The organism is Lysobacter sp. Root667, assembly GCF_001427715.1.
Taxonomy (GTDB): domain Bacteria; phylum Pseudomonadota; class Gammaproteobacteria; order Xanthomonadales; family Xanthomonadaceae; genus Lysobacter.
The window spans coordinates 217,354-232,328 of sequence record NZ_LMHF01000015.1; the positions used below are offsets into that span (position 1 = coordinate 217,354).

At 68.5% G+C, this 14,975-nt stretch carries 12 protein-coding genes and 1 other RNA gene; 10 read left to right on the forward strand and 3 right to left on the reverse strand.

Annotated features, from left to right (window positions below):
* The first annotated feature begins 6 nt into the window (after positions 1–6).
* Positions 7–327: a low molecular weight protein tyrosine phosphatase family protein gene (locus tag ASD78_RS18645; protein WP_056104240.1), complete on the forward strand. Its 321-nt coding sequence runs from the start codon at positions 7–9 to the stop codon at positions 325–327.
* 904 nt (positions 328–1,231) lie between these two features.
* Here ASD78_RS18645 and ASD78_RS18650 read toward each other — a convergent pair.
* Positions 1,232–2,566 carry an aminopeptidase P N-terminal domain-containing protein gene (locus tag ASD78_RS18650; RefSeq protein ID WP_056104243.1) on the reverse strand — a complete coding sequence of 445 codons (1,335 nt, stop codon included), beginning with the start codon at positions 2,564–2,566 and terminating at the stop codon, positions 1,232–1,234.
* Positions 2,567–2,582: 16 nt separating this feature from the next.
* Positions 2,583–3,122 (reverse strand): UPF0149 family protein, encoded by a 540-nt coding sequence (locus tag ASD78_RS18655; protein WP_055900850.1) that lies wholly within the window; start codon positions 3,120–3,122, stop codon positions 2,583–2,585.
* A gap of 120 nt (positions 3,123–3,242) precedes the next feature.
* Here ASD78_RS18655 and ASD78_RS18660 point away from each other — a divergent pair, with 120 nt between their 5' ends.
* The 8 genes from ASD78_RS18660 to ASD78_RS18690 all read left to right on the forward strand — a co-directional run bounded on the left by ASD78_RS18660 (position 3,243) and on the right by ASD78_RS18690 (position 12,313).
* On the forward strand, positions 3,243–7,781 hold the full coding sequence (locus ASD78_RS18660) for an EAL domain-containing protein (protein WP_156087877.1): 4,539 nt from the start codon (positions 3,243–3,245) through the stop codon (positions 7,779–7,781).
* A 96-nt stretch (positions 7,782–7,877) separates the two neighbouring features.
* Entirely contained in the window at positions 7,878–8,099 is a 222-nt protein-coding gene (locus ASD78_RS18665; protein ID WP_055900271.1) for a TIGR02449 family protein, read from the forward strand.
* A gap of 11 nt (positions 8,100–8,110) precedes the next feature.
* Entirely contained in the window at positions 8,111–8,413 is a 303-nt protein-coding gene (locus ASD78_RS18670) for a cell division protein ZapA (protein ID WP_055900268.1), read from the forward strand.
* 127 nt (positions 8,414–8,540) lie between these two features.
* Positions 8,541–8,727: non-coding RNA, 6S RNA (gene ssrS / locus ASD78_RS20255), on the forward strand.
* Between the two features lie 117 nt (positions 8,728–8,844).
* A complete protein-coding gene (locus ASD78_RS18675) occupies positions 8,845–9,438 on the forward strand; it encodes a 5-formyltetrahydrofolate cyclo-ligase (protein WP_055900265.1) in 594 nt (197 codons plus the stop codon).
* A gap of 7 nt (positions 9,439–9,445) precedes the next feature.
* Entirely contained in the window at positions 9,446–9,916 is a 471-nt protein-coding gene (locus tag ASD78_RS18680) for an EVE domain-containing protein (protein WP_055900262.1), read from the forward strand.
* A 125-nt stretch (positions 9,917–10,041) separates the two neighbouring features.
* On the forward strand, positions 10,042–10,689 hold the full coding sequence (gene rpiA / locus ASD78_RS18685; RefSeq protein WP_055900260.1) for a ribose-5-phosphate isomerase RpiA: 648 nt from the start codon (positions 10,042–10,044) through the stop codon (positions 10,687–10,689).
* A 130-nt stretch (positions 10,690–10,819) separates the two neighbouring features.
* Positions 10,820–12,313, forward strand: a complete 1,494-nt coding sequence (locus ASD78_RS18690; protein WP_056104249.1) for a hypothetical protein — start codon at positions 10,820–10,822, stop codon at positions 12,311–12,313.
* Between the two features lie 245 nt (positions 12,314–12,558).
* On the opposite strand, the gene ASD78_RS18695 is transcribed toward ASD78_RS18690, so the two are convergent.
* The gene (locus tag ASD78_RS18695) at positions 12,559–14,391 is read right to left on the reverse strand and encodes an ABC transporter ATP-binding protein (protein WP_056104305.1); all 1,833 of its coding nucleotides are present in this window, start codon (positions 14,389–14,391) and stop codon (positions 12,559–12,561) included.
* Positions 14,392–14,656: 265 nt separating this feature from the next.
* Here ASD78_RS18695 and ASD78_RS21625 point away from each other — a divergent pair.
* Positions 14,657–14,975 (forward strand): hypothetical protein (locus ASD78_RS21625; RefSeq protein WP_235566544.1); only part of this gene is annotated, 319 nt, incomplete at its 3' end.

Genomic DNA, 14,975 nt, shown 5'->3' on the forward strand with positions numbered 1-14,975 from the left:
GATGCGATGAAGCGGGTCTTGTTCGTCTGCGGCCAGAACCGGCTGCGCAGCCCGACCGCCGAGCATTTGTTCGGCGGCCGGGCCGACCTCGAGGTCGCCTCGGCCGGGCTCAAGCACGACGCGGAGCAGCCGCTGGGTGCCGACCTGGTCGAATGGGCGGAGCTGATCTTCGTGATGGAGAAGGCACAGCGCGCCAAGCTGCAACAACGGTTTCGCACCCAGCTAAAGGGCAAGCGCGTGGTGTGCCTGGATATACCGGACGAGTACGACTACATGGAACCGGCGCTGGTGGAGCTGCTGGAGGCTAAGGTGCCGCGGCATTTGTGAGGCAAGCGAACGCTGGGACGTATGCACCTAAGCGTGATTGGGCGCTGAAGCCACTGGATCCCGCCTTCGCGGAGATGACGGAAAAAACCCAAACAGTCGCTTGCGATGGCAGTTGCGACTGCAGATTCGGTTGCGGTTGCGGTTGCGGTTGCCGCGGCATTGAAATCCAATGCCCCGCACTCACCCAACCCCACTCAGACCCGAAGGGCGGCGCGCAGGACGCGCGCCGTTTTTCGAGGAACAGGATGTTCCGTTGTCTAGGCAAGCCCTTCTCTTTGGTTACTTTCTCTTGGGCTAGCAAGAGAAAGTGACCCGCACGCGCAGCGGGCGGAAGCCGTTGACTTGAGAATCGAAACCTTCGTCGAACCTCGGAGTTCGCGATCGCGGCTTACGCCGCTCCTACCCCAAGGCGGGTGGGTAAGTGACCCGCATGTGCAGCGGGCGGAAGCTGTTGCTCTAAAGAACCGAAGCCATCGCAGAAACCCGGAGTTCGCGATCGCGGCTCACGCCGCTCCCACAGAAAGCAGAAAGCAGAAAGCGAAGCCGATCCGAATCGAAACCAGCGCGGCAGCCGGAGGTCGTGGTCGCGGCTCACGCCGCTCCGAAGCCGATCCGCATCGAAACTCACGCAACAGCCGAAGGTCGCGGTCGCGGCTCACGCCGCTCCTACCCAAAGGCGAGTGGCAAGAGAAAGTGACCCACACGCGCAGCGGGCGGAAGCCGTTGACTTGAGAATCGAAACCTTCGCCGAACCTCGGAGTTCGCGATCGCGGCTTACGCCGCTCCCACAGAAGGCAGAAGGCGAAGCCGTAGCGGAACGTCCGTCGGAAGACGGAGGTCGCGGTCGCGGCTCACGCCGCTCCTACCCCAAGGCGAAAACGCCAACAGAGCGGAACATACCGCCTTACTTCGCCATCAGGGCTTCGATCTCGTCAGCGCTGCGCCCCAGCTTGTCGGTCAACACCTGGTAGCCGTCCTTGGTGACCAGCACATCGTCTTCGGTGCGTATTCCGATCCCGCGCCACTTCGCATCCACGGTGGCGTCGTCGGGCGATACGTACAGACCCGGCTCGATCGTGAACACCATGCCCGGTTCGAGCAGGCGCGACTCGCCCTCGATTCGGTATTCGCCGACATCGTGCACGTCCAGGCCCAGCCAATGCCCGGTCTTGTGGCGATAGAAACGGCGGTAGCTGCCGTCGGCGATGTTCTTCTCCAGCTTGCCCTTGAGCAGGCCGAGCTTGAGCAGGCCTTCGGTCAGGGTTTCCACCGCGGCGTTGTGACCCGCCTCGTAGGCCACGCCGGGGCGCGCCTGCGCCAATGCGGCGGCCTGGGCCGCGCCGACCAGATCGTGCAGCGCGCGCTGCGGCGCGCTGAAGCGGCCGTTGACCGGGAAGGTGCGGGTGATGTCGGCGGCATAGCCTCGAAACTCGGCGCCGGCGTCGATGAGGATCAGATCGCCGTCGCGCGCCTGGCCGTTGTTCGCTCGGTAATGCAGTACGCAGCCGTTGGTGCCGGCGCCGACGATGCTGCCGTAAGCCGGTTCGGCGTCGTGCATGCGGAACACGCGTTCCAGTTCGGCCTGCAGTTCGTACTCGCGCACGCCCGGACGCGCTGCGCGCATAGCGACCTCGTGCGCCTGCACGCTGATGTCCGCGGCGCGCTGCATCAGCTTGAGTTCGTCGCGGTCCTTGAACAGGCGCATCTCGTCGAGCAGATGGCCGAGCTCGAGGAACTCGTGCGGCGGCTGCGCGCCCTGGCGCACCATCGCGCGCACGCGGTTGAGCCAACCGATCAGCTTGAGATCGAATTCCTGATCGCGGCCGAAGTGGTAGTAGACGCGCGAACGGCCTTCGAGCAGGCCCGGCAGGATGTCGTCGAGGTCGGCGATCGGATAGGCGTCGTCGAGACCGAAGGCCTCGACCGCGCCTTCGGGGCCGAAGCGCGGGCCGTCCCAGCCTTCGCGTTCGAGATCGCGCTCGCGGCAGAACAGCAGGGTTTCGCCGTGCTTGCGGCCCGGCACCAGCACCAGTACCGCCTCGGGCTCGGGGAAACCGGTGAGGTACCACAGGTCGGAATCCTGCCGGTACGGGTAGTGGGTGTCGCGGCTGCGGATCACCTCGTTCGCCGCCGGCAGCACCAGGATGGCGTCGTCGCCGGCCATGCGCATGAGCTGCTTGCGGCGGCGCGCGTAGGCCTTGGCGGGGATGTGGCTGGCGATACCGGATGCGTTGCTCATGGTCGCGGCGCCGGGCTCAGTTCAGGCGCTGCCGATGCTGCGCGGCCAGCACGCAGTCGCCGTGCAACAGCAGCGCGGCGACACGCACGAACTCCTCGATCTCGACCAGCGCTTCCTCGTCCTCTTCGTCGCCGTCGTCCTGCGGTTGGGCGACGGCGAGCTTGGCCAGATCGCCCAAGGCCTCGCGGCCTTCCACCGACAAGGCATTCGCCGACACGCCGGCCAGGCCGAACCCGCCGAGGAAGCCGCGGCACCAGTCGAACAACGCGCCGCTGCGCTCGGACAGCGAGGCGTCGGCGTCCGGCAGCAGCAGGGTGAAGTCGAAACTGCGATCGGACAGCTGCGCTGCGCTGGCCAGGCGCAGCTGGTCGAGCGCGCTGCCGGTTTCCGGGGCGGCGACGGTGTCGTCGGCCAGCACTTTGGCCGGCCATTCGCGCAGCGAAGCGCCGCCGCCGGCGAGCCAGCCGCACAGCGCGCCGTGGAGTTCGGAAGCCGAGGCTGCGAGCGCCAGCTGGCGGCTCTGGGCGTCGACGGCGGAGAGGTCGGGCAGTTCGATGGCGGGCACGGGTATGGCTGTGGGGGAGTTGCACCAGTTTAGCAACGCCGCGCCGCGGCTTGTTGCGACGGACTACGCCTGCCTACACTGCGTGCTGCCACGCCCTGCGACCCGGTGTCCGTGCGTCTACCCTGCCCAGCCGTTATCCGTCTCGCCGGTCTGCTCAGCGCATTGCTGGCGCTGGCGGGCACGGTGCTGCCGGCGGCGGCCGCGACCCGGGACTACTACTTCACCCGCCTGGGCAGCGATATCGGCCTGGCCCAGAATTCGGTCACCGCGCTGGCCCAGGACACCCAGGGCTTCGTCTGGGTGGGCACCCAGGGCGGCCTGCACCGCTACGACGGCCAGCGCTTCGTGCCGTATCGCCACGACCCGCGCGATCCCGCCAGCCTGCCCGACAGCTATGTCACCGCGCTGACCCTGGAGAGCGACCGTGCGCTCTGGGTCGGCACCTATTCCGAATACGTGGCGCGGCTGGACCTGGGCACCGGCCGTATCCGGCGTTACCCGGCCCCGGCCGGCAGCCAGGCCTCGCGCCAGGTGATGACCCTGCTGTACCGAGCCGGTCGGGTCTGGATCGGCAGCCTCGCCGGCCTGGAACGGCTGGACCCGGCCAGCGGCCGCCGGCAGACCCTGCTGAAGCTGCCCGACACCGTGCGCGACCGTCCCTGGCAGAAGCTGGTGTCGGATACGGACGGCAACGTCTGGTACGGCAACGGCACCGGTCTGTATCGGATCGGCATGGACGACCGGGTCGAATTGATCGACCCGCAGCCGGTCGCCAGCCTGCTGCGCGACCACCGCGGTCAAGTCTGGATCGGCCGCAACGATGGCCTGTACCGCCTGCACAGCAACGGCCGCAGCCTGATCCGCGCCCTGCCCCCCGAAGCGGGCCCGCCGACGCCGTCCACCGACGTGCGCGCGATAGTCGAAGCGCCCGACCACCGCCTGTGGCTGTCGATGTTCGGCGACGGTCTGCGCCGCTACGACCCCGACACCGGCCGGGTCGAGCCGGTGCGCGAAGACGACGGTATCGACGCCGGTCTGCCGGAAGACACCATCGCCAGCCTGATGATCGACCACGGCGGTTTGCTCTGGGTCGGCGGCACCTTCCGCGGCGTCGCCCTGGCCGACCCGCGCGGCACCCGTTTCAGTTACGTGCTCGACCTCGACAGCGGCCGCCCGCGCAACGCCGCCGCCGACGACAGCATGCGCGCCCTGATCGAGGACGACTCCGGCGGGCTGTGGCTGGGCACCGACAACGCGCGCCTGTTGCGCTACGACCTGGCCCAGGACCGCTTCGACGATTACACGGCGCAGCTCGGCGTCGGCGTGCGGGTGATGGCTTTCGCCCGCGCCGATCGCGGCCGGCTCTGGGTCGCGACCGGCCAGGGCCTGCACCGGCTCGATCCGGCCACGCGCAAGCTCGAACGCATCGACCTGGGCTCGTACAGCGCGGCGCCCCTGCGCAGCATGATCGTCGCCCGCGACGGCACGCTCTGGCTCGGCTGCAGCGGCAAAGGCGCGCTGCGCTACGACCCGGCCAGCGGCGCGATCGCCCATTACGGCTACCGCGAGGGCGATCCCAGCGGGCTCAGCCACCCGGTGGTGCATGCCTTGCTGGAAGACCGCCGCGGCCGCATCTGGTTCGGCACCGGCGACGGCCTGGACCTGCTGGAACCGGCCAGCGGGCGCATGCGCCATTACCGCCATCGCGCCGACAACCCCGACAGCCTGCCCGGCAATCTGATACGCGCCCTGCACGAGTCCGTCGACGGCACGGTCTGGATCGGCGGCCACTCCGGGCTCAGCCGCACGATCGAACACGGCGGCGAGATCCGCTTCGCCCACCCGCTGGGCGCGGCCCTGAACGACCGCCCGGTGCCGGTGGTGTTCACCGTCGCCGAAGCGCCGAACGGACGTCTGTGGCTGGGCACCGACGCCGGCATCCTGCGCTTCGACGTGATGCCCGGCTGGGTGCGTCGCTACGGCCTGGCCGACGGCCTGCAGGACCTGGAATTCAACGGCGGCGCGCTCACCCGTCTGCGCGACGGCCGCTTCGTATTCGGCGGCGTGCGCGGCCTGAACCTGTTCTCGCCGACCCGCATGTACGACTCGCGCTACACCCCGCCGGTGCGCCTGCTCGGGGCCTGGATCGGCGCCGAGGCCACGGTCGACAGCGGCGCGCTGTGGCAGCCGGCGCAGCTGGACGTGCCGGCCGCGGCCGGGATCCTGCGCCTGCGCGTCGGCGCCCTCGACTTCGCCCCGGATTCCAGCATCCGTTACCGCTACCGGATGGACGGCTTCGATCGCGGCTGGATCGAAAACGGCATGCGCCGGGACATCACCTACACCCGCCTGCCCGCCGGCCGCTACACCTTCCGCGCCCAAGCCACCAACCGCGACGGGGTCTGGACCTCGCGCGAGCTGGTGATCCCGATCCACGTCGCCCCGCCGCTGTGGCGGCACCCGATGGTGATCCTGGCCGCGGCGCTGGCGCTGATCGCCCTGCTCGCCAGCGCGGGCTGGCGCTGGCACCGCGCCCGCCAGCGCGAACGCGGCTACTTCCAGCAGATCCGCGAGCGCGAGGAGCGCCTGAAGCTGGCGCTGTGGGCCTCGGGCGAACAGTTCTGGGACTACGACCTGGCGCGCCGCGAGATGCACCGCATGCGCGTCGACGAACAGCACGCGCAGACCCCCGACATCGGCGTCCAGACCCACGTGGTCGACGACCACGAGATCCACGCCGACGACCAGCAGCGCGTGCTCGACCTGCTCAAACAGCACCTGCGCGGCGACGCGGCGCTGTTCCTGTCCGAACACCGCATCCGCAATCCCGGCGGCGGCTGGAGCTGGGTGCGCGCGCGCGGCCGCGTGGTCGAACGCGACGCCAAGGGCCGCGCCCTGCGCGTGGCCGGCACCGCCCGCGACATCACCGCCAGCCGCAGCGCCGAGCGCGACCGCCGCATTTCCAGCGAAGTGCTGCGCAGCATGGCCGAGGCGGTCGCGGTGATCGACCGCGACTTCAACTTCATCTCGATCAACCCCGCCTTCACCCACATGACCGGCTACGGCGACGCCGAGGTGATCGGGCGTTCGGCCAGCCTGCTCGACAGCCGCCAGCACGACCCCGAGTTCTACCGGGAGATGCGCGCCGAACTGGAGCGCAGCGGGCGCTGGTCGGGCGAGATCTGGCAGTCGCGCAAGGACGGCGCCGAGTTCCTGTGCTGGCTGCAGAGCAGCGCCGTGCTCGACGCCGGCGGCCAGCGCAGCCACTACGTCGCCGTGCTCGGCGACATCACCGACCAGAAGCGCGCCGAGCAGGAACTGCGCTACCTCGCCAACTACGACACCCTTACCAGCCTGCCCAACCGCACCCTGCTCTCGGAGCGGCTGTCGCGGGCGATCGTGCGGGCGCGCCGGCAGGGCCACCGCATCGCGGTGCTGTTCCTGGACCTGGACCGCTTCAAGGACATCAACGACTCGCTCGGCCACGCCGCCGGCGACCGCATCCTGCGCGCCGCCGCCGCGCGCCTGCAGGAAACCGTCGGAGCCGAGCACACCGTCGCCCGCCTGGGCGGCGACGAGTTCACCGTGGTGCTGGAGAACATCGACACGCCGGAGGATGCCGAAGCGATCGCGCGCCGCCTGCTGCGCGCGTTCGAGACCCCGCTGGATTTCGACGAACGCCACGACGTTTCGATCTCGCCCTCGATCGGCATCAGCCTCTACCCCGACCACGCCCAGGTGCCGACCGACCTGCTCAAGCACGCCGACACCGCGATGTACCAGGCCAAGGCCGCCGGCCGCCGCACCTACATGCGCTACACCGAGGACATGGACGTGGAGATCCGCCGCCGCGCGACCATCTCCGCGGCCTTGCGCAAGGTCCTGGACCGCGGCGAGCTGCGCCTGGTGTTCCAGCCGCGCATGTCGCTGCCCGAGCAGCGCATCACCGGCGTCGAGGCCCTGCTGCGCTGGCGCAGCGCCGAGTACGGCGACATCTCGCCGGCGCAGTTCATTCCGCTGGCCGAGGAAAGCGGCCTGATCCTGGAAATCGGCGAGTGGGCGATGAACGAAGCCTGCCGGGTGCTGGCGCGCTGGCGCGGGCAAGGCCTGGACCAGCTGTCGATGTCGGTCAACGTCTCGGCGCTGCAACTGCTGCGCAGCGACCTGCCGCGGGTGGTCGCGCGCGCGCTCGACGACAGCGGCATCCCGGCCTGGCGCCTGGAGCTGGAACTCACCGAAAGCGTGATCATGGCCAACGCGGTGCAGACCGCGGCCACGCTGCAGGCGATCCGCGATCTCGGCGTCGGCCTGGCGGTCGACGACTTCGGCACCGGCTATTCCTCGCTGGCCTACCTCAAGCGGCTGCCGATCAACACGCTCAAGATCGACAAGGAGTTCGTCGGCGATCTGGGCCGGGACCCGGACGACGAGGCGATCACCAGCACCGTCATCAACATGGCCCATTCGCTGGGCCTGAACGTGGTCGCCGAGGGCGTGGAGTCGGAGGCGCAGATGGAATTCCTGCGCGCGCACGGCTGCGACGAGATCCAGGGCTACTGGCTGGCGCGGCCGCTGGAACCCGAGCAATGTCTGGCGTTCATCCTCGCGCGCACGCCCGCCACGCCCCTCCCCGCCGCCGATCCGGACTGAGACCGCCGCCCCGCTCCGGCGCATCCGCGCACGCGACGGCGCGCTCCCGGCCACGGCCGCTTGACCGGCTCCCGGCTCCCTGCCTATCGTGCCCGCATGGACCGCGCCGAACTGCTCGCCCAAATGCAATCGCTCGCCGACCGCGTCGACGAGCTGGCCGAGCGCGCGCGCCGTCTGCACGACGAGAACCGCAGCCTGCGCCAGCAGCAGGAACAGCTGGCCGGCGAACGCTCGGCCCTGTTGGCCAAGAACGAGCAGGCGCGCACCCGCGTCGAAGCGATGATCGCGCGGCTGAAGTCGCTCGAGCAGCACACCTGAGCACCCGCCCGATGAGCGCCAGCGAACCCGTCAGCATCCGCCTGCTCGACCGCGAGTACACGGTCGGCTGCGAGCCGTCCGAACGCGACAGCCTGTTGCTGGCGGCCAAGCTGCTGGACAGCAAGATGCGCGAGATCCGCGGCGGCAACCGCATGGCCGCGCTCGACCGCGTCGCCGTACTCGCCGCGCTCAACCTCGCCCACGAACTGCAACAACTGCGCGGCGAGAACGAAACCCGCGACCGCGAACTGGCGCGCACCCTGGGCGACCTGCATCGCAAGCTCGACGGCCTGTTCGACGCCGCGCCGCGCTGAATCCGCGCCGCGCGCATGCCGACGGCGGCGCGATTCGCGGACGCAATTCACGGTATCGATGAACCGCTACGCAGCGTTGCCGACGAGCGGACATGCGTACCGGTACTCCCGCGCTATACTTCGCCCACGTCCTCTGCTGTGCGCGACGGCGTGCACAAACATTCGCCTTGTCCCTTAAATACGACCACGGGGGCGCAGCGGAAGCCCGGAGTGCAAGTCCGCCTCGCAGCGGGAAGCCCGAAGGCAGCCAAGCGTCCCCACTTGAACCCCGGGTTCAAGGTCGTTTGGCATGCATCGCCATTGGCGGAGGACTACTTATTCCCGGACGGGCGCCTCGCGGCGCCCGCTCCTTCTTGGCACGCCCCTTGGGTCTGTTACCAACGGGGTCGTGTGTCGATGGGTCGCGTGCCCCCTGATGGAAGCCCTGCCGCATGACGGCTGACCGTGCGGCGCTGCGCCGCGACCTGCGCGAACGCCGCCGCGCCTTGGGCGCGGCCGAACGCATCGCCGGCGCCGAACGCCTGGCCGGACATCTGCTGGCGCTGCCGTTCGCGCCGCAATCGGGCTATGTCGCCGGCTACTGGGCCCTGGATGGCGAAATCGGCCTGCACGTCTGGCAGCTGCGGCTGCCGCCCGACTGCGTCTACTGCCTGCCCGTGCTCGGCGACGACGGCGCGCTGCGCTTCGCGCCCTGGCGCCCCGGCGACCCGCTGGCGAGCAACCGCTACGGCATCCCCGAACCCGACGTAGCCCCGACATCGCTGCTCGACCCGCGCGACCTGAGCATGGCGGTGACTCCGCTGGTCGGCTTCGACCCGCGCGGCCACCGTCTGGGCATGGGCGGCGGCTGGTACGATCGCAGCTTCGCGTTCCGCCAGCGCGAGCCCGCGCCGCCCTGGCTGGTCGGCGCCGCATTCGAGGTTCAGCGCGTCGACGCGCTCGCCCGCGCCGACTGGGACGTCGCCCTCGACGCCGTGTGCAGCGACGCCGCCGTCTACGACACCCGTCATTCCCTGATCGCGTGAACTCCCCATGACCGCACGCCGCCGTTACTGGCTCATGAAGTCCGAACCCGACACGTTCTCCATCGACGACCTCGAGCGCGTGCGCACCGAGCCCTGGAACGGCGTACGCAACTATCAGGCACGCAACTACATGCGCGATGGCATGAAGGTCGGCGACGGCGTGCTGTTCTACCACTCCAACACCGCCGTGCCCGGCATCGCCGGTTTGGCCACGATCGCCAGCGCGGCGTATCCGGACCCGACCCAGTTCGACCCCAAGTCCGACTACCACGACCCCAAGAGCACGCGCGAAGACCCGCGCTGGCTGCTGGTCGACGTGGCCTTCGATCGCAAGCTCAAGCGCGTGATCACACTGGACGAGATCAAGGCCCGCGCCGACGACCTCGGCGAGGACTTCGCCCTGATCCGGCGCGGCAACCGCCTGTCGGTGCTGCCGGTGACCGCCGCGCAGTGGAAGCTGCTGCTGGCGATGGAGTGATAGGCCGGGATTCGAGATTGGGGATATAGGGGTTCGCACCAGCGTCCCGGCCCGACCGAATCTCCACTGCTCGCTTTCATTACCCGCTTTAACCAATCCCGAATCCCTACTCCCGAATCCCGAACATGACTGAAGCCAAGCGCCTGGCCGGCGAAAAAGCCATCGACTACATCGAGGACGGCATGATCGTCGGCGTCGGCACCGGTTCCACGGTCGCCTACTTCATCGACGCGCTCGGCCGCAACAAGGAGCGCATCAAGGGCGCCGTGTCCAGCTCCGAACAGAGCACCGCGCGCCTGAAGGCGTTGGGCATCGAAGTGCTCGATCTCAACGCCACCGGTCCGCTGTCTCTGTACGTCGACGGCGCCGACGAGTGCGACCCGCACAAGCGCCTGATCAAGGGCGGCGGCGCCGCGCTCACCCGCGAGAAGATCATCGCCGAGGCCAGCGCCAAGTTCGTCTGCATCGTCGACCCGGCCAAGCGCGTCGACGTGCTCGGCAAGTTCCCGTTGCCGGTCGAAGTGATCCCGATGGCGCGCAGCCTGGTCGCGCGCGAGATCCTCGGCATGACCCGCGCCCAGCCGGTCTGGCGCGAGAACGTGGTCACCGACAACGGCAACTGGATCCTCGACATCCACGGCTTGGCGATCACCGATCCGGTGGCGCTGGAAACCGCGATCAACCAGATCCCCGGCGTGGTCAGCGTAGGCCTGTTCGCGCGCCGCGCGGCGGACGTGGTGATCGTCGGCGGCGAGCCGCCGATCGTCATGTAAGCCGTTGATTCAGCTGTAACTCTCAGCATTCGAGACGATCCGCCGGCAGACTCGGCGGATCGTCGGCCGGCGGCCCTCCCGGAGCCCGTCGCCCAGCGCGATACTGGATCCCCATGCGTGGCCCGCCGCCGTGACCCTGCGCTGCCTGTTCGTCGACTTCAATTCCTACTTCGCCTCGGTCGAGCAATACGACGAGCCGCGCCTGCGCGGCCGTCCGGTCGGCGTGGTGCCGGTGATGGCGGCGACCACCTGCTGCATCGCCGCCAGTCGCGAAGCCAAGCTGCACGGCGTCAAGACCGGCACGCCGGTGCGCGAAGCGCTGGAACGCTGCCCCGATCTGATGATCGTGCAGGCGCGGCCCGCCCGTTACGTCGAACTCCACCACAAACTGATCGCCGCGATCGAAGACTGCATCCCGATCGACGGCAAACCGCTGTCGATCGACGAAGTCGCGTGCCGGCTGATGGGCCGCGAGCGCCAGCGCGACAACGCGGTTGCGATCGCGCAACGGATCAAGCGCACACTGATCGATCGCGGCCTGAGCCCGGCGATCCGCTGTTCCATCGGCATCGCGCCCAACACCTTTCTGGCCAAGACCGCGTCCGACATCGAAAAGGTCGACGGCCTGACCGTGGTCGAACTGGCCGATCTGCCGCAGGCGCTGCACGGGCTGGAACTGCACGACCTGTGCGGCATCGGCCCATCGATGCTGCAGCGCCTGCACGAAGCCGGCTTGAGCACGGTCGCGCAACTCGCCGCCGCGCCACGCGAACACCTGCGCGCGATCTGGGGCGGGATCGAGGGCGAACGTTTCTGGGCCCAGTTGCGCGGCATCGAACCGCCGTCGCGGCAACGCAAGGCGGTCGGCTCGGTCGGCCATTCGCACGTGCTCGATCCGCAGATGCGCAACGCCGAGGGCATGCGCTCGGTGATGTTCAAACTCCTCGCCAAGGCGGCGATGCGCCTGCGCCAGGAACGTTGCCAGGCGCGCGGCCTGAGCTTGCATGTGCGCTTCGTCGGTCGCGAGCAACGCTACGACCGCGGCCTGTCTTTCGCCGCGCTCGACGACACCCCGACCCTGCTGCAACTGATGGCCGAAGCGATCGAACCGCTGATGCGCGCCGCCGGCAACGGCCGCTGGAACCTGCAGCGGCATCCGCCGCTGTCGGTGGCGGTGTCCCTGATCGATCTGCAACCCTGCGCCGCCGAAACCGGCGCCCTGTTCGTCGATCGTCAGCGCAATCAGGCCCTGACCCGCGTGCTCGACCAGGTTAATCAGCGTTACGGCAACAACCGCCTGTACTTCGGCGCGATGCATGAAGCGCTGGCACAAGGCGCCGCACCGATGCGTATCCCCTTCAGCCATATCCCCGACGAGGCCATCGAGGCCGATGTCGGAACCGGCCCGCTGGTCGCCGATCCGAGCATGGACGAGCTTTGGCTGCAGCGACTGCGCCAGTTCAACGTGATGGCGGAGACGGCGCATCGGCAGGCGCGCGAACGTGGCGACGCGAAGCCGGCTGCTGCTGCCGGCCATCAGCCCTCGGGCGTTGGGGGCTGGGTGCGTAAGCGCCGCGGCCAGCCTGGGGATGGTGAGCGTGGTAGTACGGGTTCGCTGTTTTGATCGATTGGCCTCTTCCTGTAGCGGAAGGAGCCGGCTGAGGGAGCGGCGCGAGCTCGGATCTCACACCTGATCCCGGGCCCTCATCCGGCCTGCGGCCACCTTCTCCCGCAAGCGGGAGAAGGGACTGCGAAGGATCCTTCGCTAAGGAACCGCGAAGAACCTCTCGCTCTTGAGCCCCTCTCCCGCATGCGGGAGAGGGGTTGCGGTAAGAGCCGCTGCGCTGTGGGGTGATAACCGTCGCCCCGTTAGTCATCCACGCCGACAAAGCCACCGGTCTGTCGCTTCCACAGCCGCGCGTACAGGCCGTCGCGCGAGATCAGTTCCTCGTGCGTGCCGGTTTCGATGATCCGTCCCTGGTCCATCACCACCAGCCGGTCCATGCGCGCGATCGTCGACAGGCGGTGCGCGATCGCGATCACCGTCTTGCCCTGCATGAGCGAATCCAGGCTGTCCTGGATCGCCGCTTCGGCCTCCGAGTCCAAGGCCGATGTGGCCTCGTCCAGGATCAGGATCGGCGCGTTCTTCAGCAGCACGCGCGCTATCGCCACCCGCTGGCGCTGGCCGCCGGAAAGCTTGACCCCGCGTTCGCCGACCAAAGCCTCGTAACCCTGCCGGCCTTCGCCGTCGACCAGGCGCGGAATGAACTCGTCCGCCCTCGCCTCGAGCGCGGCCGCGAACATCTCCGCCTCGCTCGCGTCCGGACGACCGTAAAGCAGGTTGTCGCGGATCGAACGATGCAGCAGGGACGTGTCCTGAGTGACCACGCCGATCTGCGAACGCAGGCTCTCCTGGGTGACGCCGGCGATGTCCTGGCCGTCAATCAGGATGCGGCCGCCTTCCAGGTCGTACAGCCGCAGCAGGATGTTCATCAGCGTCGACTTGCCCGCACCCGAGGGGCCGACCAGGCCGATCTTCTCGCCCGGCTTCACCGTCAGGTCCAAGTCGGCGATCAAACCGCTGTCGCGGCCGTAGTGGAAGTGCACGTTCTCGAAACGTACACCGCCCTCGCTAACCGTCAGCGCCTTCGCATCCTCGCGATCGACCACGGTCAGCGGCCGCGAGATCGTCTCGATGCCGTCCTGCACCGTGCCGATGTCCTCGAAGATCCCGTTCACCGTCCACATGATCCAGCCCGACATGTTGTGGATGCGGATCACCAGGCCGGTCGCCAATGCGATCGCGCCGACCGTGATCGCGCCGCGGTGCCACAACCACAGCGCCAGACCGCAGGTACCGACGATCAACAGACCGTTGACCACGGTAATGCTCATGCCCATCAACGTGGTCATGCGGGTCATGTCGCGCGAGCGACCGGTCTGCTCGAGCATCGCTTCGCCCACGTATTCCTCTTCGCGCCGCGAGTGCGCGAACAGCTTGAGCGTGGCGATGTTGGTATAGCCGTCGACGATGCGGCCCATCAGCTTGGAACGCGCATCGGAAGCCCGCCACGAGCGCAGCTTCACCCGCGGCACGAAGTAGCGCAGCAGTCCGATATAAACCACGATCCACACCAGCAGCGGCACCGCCAGCCAGGCATCGGCCTGCGCGAACAGATAGATCGCCGAGCCCGAGTACACCACCACGTACCACAGCGCGTCGAAGGACTGGGTGGTGGATTCGCGCAACGACGGGCCGGTCTGCATGATCCGGTTCGCCACGCGGCCGGCGAAGTCGTTCTGGAAGAAGCTCAGGCTCTGCCTGAGCATGTAGCGGTGAGTCTGCCAACGCACCAGGTTGGTGATGCTCGGGTGCACGGTCTGGTTGAGCAGCAGATCGTGCAGGCCGAGGAAGAACGGCCGCGCGATCAGCATCACCGCCGCCATCCACAGCAGATCGCCGCCGTGCCGCGCGAACAGCTCGCCGCTGGGCGTGGTGTTGACCAGGTCGAGGACCCGGCCGAGGTAGTCGAACATCACCACCTCGACGATCGCGACGAAGAATCCGACCACGGTCAGGACCGCGAACACCGGCCAGGCCTGGCGGATGAAGTGCCAGTAGAACGCCGCCACCGTGCGCGGAGGCATGACCTCCGGTGCGGGACGGAACGGGTCGATCAACGATTCGAACCAACGAAAAATCATCATGGCTTTGCGCCTTGTTTGAGCTTGGAAACTCCCTCCGCACGCGCCCGGCTCCGCGCCAGCAACAGGCGCACGAGCGGACGCGCGAGGGCGAACGGGCGCCTGGGGCGCCGGATCAACGAATCGGGAGTGGGGCGGCGGACGAGCGCGCGCGATCAGCGGCCACAACAGGCCCTGTCTGCGGACGGTCTGCCTGGCGCGGCCTGAAACCAGGCCACGGCTGCGGACTTAGCGGTGAACCGCGCCGACGATGGTGAACTTCATGGAACCTCTCCTGTTCCGATCCGGGATCGGTGAGGGCCGACAAGTCGATGCGACCGCGACCGGCGCGCCGCGCACGATCGCGCGGCTGCAGGCGGGAGTGTACTCAGACCTGCGCCTGGATGCAGGTATGGCCGCAAGACGCCAAGATCCGCACATCCTCGGGCTTGAAGCGGCGGCCGCCAGCCGGCTGCGGCGTTTTGCAGGGGATGCACGGCCTCGAAGGACTCCTCGGCTCCGCGGTAACCACGATGCCTGGTCCCGAAACGAGAAATGCCGGCGCAAGCCGGCATTTTTGTTAAGTGCCCCACTGTGCGCCT

Excerpts from the sequence above, each read along its gene's own strand:
- rpiA (WP_055900260.1), top strand. The coding sequence starts at position 10,042 with ATGACTGAAGCCAAGCGCCTGGCCGGCGAAAAAGCCATCGACTACATC.
- ASD78_RS18670 (WP_055900268.1), top strand. The coding sequence starts at position 8,111 with ATGAGCGCCAGCGAACCCGTCAGCATCCGCCTGCTCGACCGCGAGTAC.
- ASD78_RS18680 (WP_055900262.1), top strand. The coding sequence starts at position 9,446 with ATGACCGCACGCCGCCGTTACTGGCTCATGAAGTCCGAACCCGACACG.
- ASD78_RS18675 (WP_055900265.1), top strand. The coding sequence starts at position 8,845 with ATGACGGCTGACCGTGCGGCGCTGCGCCGCGACCTGCGCGAACGCCGC.
- ASD78_RS18645 (WP_056104240.1), top strand. The coding sequence starts at position 7 with ATGAAGCGGGTCTTGTTCGTCTGCGGCCAGAACCGGCTGCGCAGCCCG.
- ASD78_RS18650 (WP_056104243.1), bottom strand. The coding sequence starts at position 2,566 with ATGAGCAACGCATCCGGTATCGCCAGCCACATCCCCGCCAAGGCCTAC.
- ASD78_RS18665 (WP_055900271.1), top strand. The coding sequence starts at position 7,878 with ATGGACCGCGCCGAACTGCTCGCCCAAATGCAATCGCTCGCCGACCGC.